The following is a 1,794-nucleotide window of genomic DNA, read 5'->3' on the forward strand; positions in this document are numbered from 1 at the left end:
GCCTGGCCTGCCGCGCCCGCCAGTGGCGCGGCCCGGCCGAGCCCAGCCCGTCCACCATCGTCACCAGGTCGACGGCCAGCTCGGGCGGGTCGCCGTCGTCCACGGCCACCCCGGCCCAGTCGCACACCGCCCTGGTGATCACCTCGGCTGTCTCGTCGAACAGCACCACCCGCCGCCCCTCCCACGAGGCGACGGCCAGGTCCCACTCCGTGGTGACGTGCGCGACGAGCGCGGCCACGGCGGGCGCGCTGAACAGCGACGTGAACATCGCCTTGCGCGCCCGGTGGGCGGCCCCGTCGAGGCCGTGCACCGAGCCGTGGCCGAACAGCGTGCTCTTGACCGGCCCGGGAAGTGCGGTGCGCCGCTCCACGTTGCGTTCGTCGTAGAAGAAGCGGGCGGCGTCGGGCCCGCACAGCCCGGTGGCGCGCCGGCCGAGCAGCCGCGTGTGCACCACGTCGCCCGCCGCCCGCCTGCGGAGACCGGGGAGCCAGGCGTAGCCCTTGAGCAACAGCATCGAGGTCTGATCGACAACAGGCATGCGCCGTGCCTGCCCCGCCGGGCGGCCCGCAAACGGGTCAGCCGTCCACGGTCTCGGCGAGCGATCGGGGCCGCAGGTCGGTCCAGTGGGTCTCGATGTACTCCAGGCAGGCCGCGCGGGTCGTCTCGGGCAGCACGACCGTCCACCCGGCGGGCACCGCGGCGAACGACGGCCACAGCGAGTGCTGGTTCTCCGGGTTGACCAGGACCAGGAAACGGCCGTCCGCGTCGTCGAAGGGGTTGGTCATCGTGGATCCTCTCTATGCCGGTCACCTGGCGACGGCCAGGCGGTAGGTCTCGTCGCGGGTCAGCAGGTCACGGTGGGCGCCCTCGGCGGCGACGCTGCCGCCGTCCAGCACGAGGACGCGGTCGGCGGCGTCCAGCATGGCCGGGCTGCCGGTGATCACGATCGTGGTGCGGCCGCGGCGCAGCGCGGCCAGGTTGCGGGCGATGAGCTGCTCGGTGACCGCGTCCACGGCCGTGGTCGGGTCGTGCAGCACGAGGATGGCGGGGTCGGCGGCGAGCGCGCGGGCCAGCGACAGGCGCTGGCGCTGGCCGCCCGACAGGTTCGCGCCGCGGTCGCGTACGGGATGGTCGAGCCCCTCGGGGTGCAGCGCGACGACGTCGGTCAGCATCGACGCCTCGACCGCCGCCGCCAGGTCGCGGCCGGCGCCCGCCGGGTCGATGTTGCTGCGCAGGGTGCCCGCGAAGATCTCCGCGTCGTACGGGTTCACCAGCAGGTGCTCGCGGATCCCGCCGATCGACAGCTCCCGCGTGTCCCGGCCGCCGATCCGTACGACGCCCTCGTACGCGCCGGGCGGCACCCGCGCCGCCAGGATCGCGACGAGGTCGGCCGCCGCGCGCTGGTCGTAGGCGGCGATCGCGACGAACGCGCCCGCCGGCACGTGGAACTTCAGCCCGTCGAGCGCCCCGTGACGGACGCCGTCCACCTCCAGCTCGCCGGAGCCGGGCGGCAGGTCCGAGCCCGGCGTCATCACCGGCGGCGCGGCCAGCACCAGCGCCATCCGATCGGCCGAGGCCCGCGCGACCATCACGTACTTCGGCATCTCGGAGAACAGCTTGAGCGGCTCCATGATGAACTGCGCCAGCCCCACCGCCATCACGAGCTCCCCGATGGTGATGTCGCCGGCGAGCGCCAGCCAGCCCGCCGTCAGCGTCACGGCGGCGGCGAGGAGCGTGTTGAGCGCGAGCGCGGTGCCGGCGTACGCGCCACCGGCCGCCGCGACCGTGACCGCC

Annotated in this window: 2 protein-coding genes and 1 pseudogene; all 3 read right to left on the reverse strand. The window is 74.7% G+C overall.

The genetic code is table 11. The annotated features are described in order from the left end of the window. A pseudogene (locus ABZW11_RS46195) lies at positions 1–538 on the reverse strand (cytochrome P450); the annotation flags it as partial. Positions 539–575: 37 nt separating this feature from the next. Continuing rightward, complete coding sequence (locus tag ABZW11_RS46200) at positions 576–785, reverse strand: MbtH family protein (RefSeq protein ID WP_345404707.1); 210 nt, start codon at positions 783–785, stop codon at positions 576–578. Positions 786–806: 21 nt separating this feature from the next. Further along, a partial coding sequence (locus ABZW11_RS46205) for an ABC transporter ATP-binding protein (RefSeq protein WP_355432918.1) occupies positions 807–1,794 on the reverse strand: 988 nt, incomplete at its 5' end.

Source organism: Nonomuraea sp. NPDC004580, from assembly GCF_040609855.1.
GTDB lineage: Bacteria > Actinomycetota > Actinomycetes > Streptosporangiales > Streptosporangiaceae > Nonomuraea > Nonomuraea salmonea.